The 3119-nt window shown below is 49.2% G+C and carries 2 protein-coding genes and 1 pseudogene; 1 reads left to right on the top strand and 2 read right to left on the bottom strand.

What is annotated here, in order from left to right; genetic code table 11:
• Both OB13_RS10405 and OB13_RS10400 read right to left on the bottom strand, forming a co-directional pair.
• Positions 1–474 (bottom strand): annotated as a pseudogene (locus OB13_RS10405) (hypothetical protein); the annotation flags it as partial.
• Positions 475–506: 32 nt separating this feature from the next.
• Positions 507–2132: an ABC-F family ATP-binding cassette domain-containing protein gene (locus OB13_RS10400; protein ID WP_461490101.1), complete on the bottom strand. Its 1626-nt coding sequence runs from the start codon at positions 2130–2132 to the stop codon at positions 507–509.
• A gap of 310 nt (positions 2133–2442) precedes the next feature.
• Here OB13_RS10400 and OB13_RS10395 point away from each other — a divergent pair, with 310 nt between their 5' ends.
• A complete protein-coding gene (locus OB13_RS10395; protein WP_461490100.1) occupies positions 2443–2913 on the top strand; it encodes a DUF4199 domain-containing protein in 471 nt (156 codons plus the stop codon).
• Positions 2914–3119 lie beyond the last annotated feature (206 nt).

Genomic DNA, 3119 nt, shown 5'->3' with positions numbered 1-3119 from the left:
CAGATGCTCATATTCGGCATGGATAAGGAAGTTGCCAAATACCTGCTGCTGCGCGAATACCCGTCCTCCATAGTTGTTGAAATTCATTCGCTGGTACCTTTGGAAATGGTATACACCGCCTATACCTAGCCAGAAGGTCTCTGTTGCCTTATAGCCAACTACCGGCAGCAGGGAGATGTTGGTAAAAGTGCCAAACTGCAGGCCAAAACTTCCACCCCAGAACATGCGGTCCTTGAATGTTTGCTCTTCCTCCTCTTCGGGCTTTACCACCTGCGGCCTGATTACCTCCGGCTGTGGTTGAACAACCCTGGGTTGATGTTGAGGCTGTTGCTGTGGCTGAGCAGGCGGTCCGGCAGGCAGTTCACGCTTACGGCGAACCGTGTCCGGCTCCGTCTGGGCAAAAGCCGTTGAAGCAGCCAGCAAAAACAGTAGCAGGAATGTCAATACGCGGGGCAATCGTAGCTGCTGTGGCATAGCTTTTATATACTAGATTAACGCGAAAAGTATTAAACCATTTCGGTAGCGTACATTTTTTTGCGTAGCTCCTTTATGTTAGCGTCCGACAGGTATTCTTCATACCCCATGCGCTTGTCGATGATGCCATTCGGCGTCAGCTCGATAATACGGTTGGCGATCGTGTCCACGAATTGCAAGTCATGCGAGGAGAACAGGATCGTGCCGTTGAAATCTTTCAGGGCATTGTTCAGGGCCGTGATCGACTCCAGGTCCAGGTGGTTGGTTGGCTCATCGAGCACCAATACGTTACCGGACTGCAGCATCATCTTGGAGAACATACAACGCACTTTCTCACCTCCCGACAATACGTTTGCTTTTTTGAGCGACTCTTCACCCGAGAAAAGCATGCGACCCAGGAAACCCCGGATAAAGCTTTCGTCTTTCTCCACAGAGTACTGGCGCAGCCAGTCGACCAGGTTCAGATCGGTATTGAAAAACTCCGTGTTATCTTTCGGGAAATAGGCAGTGTTGGTGGTGGTGCCCCACTTGAATTCGCCCTTATCGGGTTGCTTTTCGCCTGCCAGCACTTCAAAGAAAGTGGAAGCAGCCAGGTCATTGCGGCCGATCACCGCAATCTTGTCGCCTTTGTCCATCATGAACGTGATGCCGCTGAAGATGGTGTTGCCGTCAAGTGACTTAGCCAGGTTTTCTACGTTGAGGATCTGGTTTCCGGCTTCGCGCTCCGGCTTGAAGGCGATGTAAGGATATTTACGTGACGAAGGCTTGATGTCTTCCACAGTCAGTTTCTCCAGCAACTTGGCACGGGAGGTAGCCTGCTTGGATTTGGAGGCGTTGGCACTGAAGCGGCGAATGAATTCTTCCAGTTCTTTGCGCTTGTCTTCGGTTTTCTTGTTAGAGTCAGTGCGCTGTCGGAGCGCCAGCTGGCTGGACTCATACCAGAAGCTATAGTTACCGGCAAACATTTGGATCTTACCAAAGTCAATGTCGGCTACGTGCGTGCACACAGCATCCAGGAAGTGACGGTCGTGCGATACGACGATCACGGTGTTCTGGAAATTGTCGAGGAAGTTCTCAAGCCACATGATCGACTCGGCGTCCAGGTGGTTGGTCGGTTCGTCGAGCAGCAGGATACCCGGGTTGCCGAAGAGCGCCTGCGACAGGAGCACGCGTACTTTTTCGCTACCGCTCAGGTCCTTCATCAGGGAGTAATGCAGGTCTTCGCCTATACCCAGTCCGCTCAATAATTCAGCCGCCTCATACTCCGCGTTCCAGCCTTCCATGTCGGCAAATTCGCCTTCCAGTTCAGCGGCGCGCAAGCCATCTTCTTCGTTGAAGTCGGGCTTGGCATAAATAGCGTCTTTTTCCTGCATGATGTCAAACAGGCGCTTGTGGCCCATGATCACCGTTTGCAGTACCGGGTATTCATCGTACTCAAAGTGGTTCTGCTTGAGGACCGCCAGGCGCATGTTAGCCGGTATATCAACAGTACCAGTGTTAGGCTCTATCTCGCCGGAGAGTATTTTCAGGAAAGTAGACTTACCCGCACCGTTGGCTCCAATAAGGCCATAGCAGTTGCCGGGCATAAACTTGATGGTTACATCTTCAAACAGAGTACGCTTGCCATAGGACAGGCTTACATTGCTGGTACTAATCATAGATCGCTTGAAATGAGTATTTAAAATGATTATGGCGCAAAACTACGAAATAAAAATCGGCTTTGTCCAAATTGCTAATAACCAGTGAGCTAAGGAAATAGAAAGAGTTTGTTAATCCCTTTGAAATGAATGGTTTCTGTGTGGGCTTCAAAAAAATTATGCCTCAAATCACAACGCCACGCTAGCTTCTCTAGTATATTGATTTAATAATATAAAGCAGTTTGCCGCTGGCTCGCTGGTTCTAAATAGTAACCAATCGTTGAGGTAATCTGTTCATTTTAACCAGTTTGAATTAAAAAAACTTCTACATATGGCACTTTCGAGAATAACGTATCAGAATGTCTCTATCAAGTATGGTATTTTTGTAGGTATAGCGCACATCCTTTACTTCCTGCTGATGCGCCTGTTGGATTTACAGAACCGGGTGGAATTATCTTTCCTGAGCGCTATCTTCCTGATCATAGGTATAGCAGTGGCCATTGCTAATTTCAAACGCGCGAAAGGCGGTAACCTCAACTATTTTCAGGGTCTGGCGATCGGTGCTACCACGGGAGTGGTTTCCTCAACTATTCTGGCTTTGTTTCTGATCGTCTATGTCACCGTGATTGACCCGGTATACCTGTCCAGCCTGCAGTCCAGCTCTGTGTTCCCGATCAGTTTGTCGGTGCTCTCCCTGTTTGTGCTCACGATCATCTATGGTTCCATACCTGGCTTTCTTATTGCTTTTGTGGCCATGCAGTGGTTCAAGCGGGCTGATCATGCCATGCCGGGACGGATATAAATCCTAGGTCCTGATAAAATTGCTCTAAGAAGCTAAACCCCCCGACGGCGTTATGGAAAAAATCGGCTTGAAGTACGGCATCTTCACAGCACTGAGCCTGATAGCTTACTTCCTGCTTATGAAGCTCATCGGGCTGGAACGTATCATCGAACTCCGGTTTTTGAATGGTGTGATCATGGCTATTGGAGTAACGCTCGCTATCCGGG

Source organism: Pontibacter sp. HJ8, from assembly GCF_054824225.1.
Note: the sequence above shows the minus strand (reverse complement) of the source record. Positions and strands in the feature narration are given on the sequence as shown.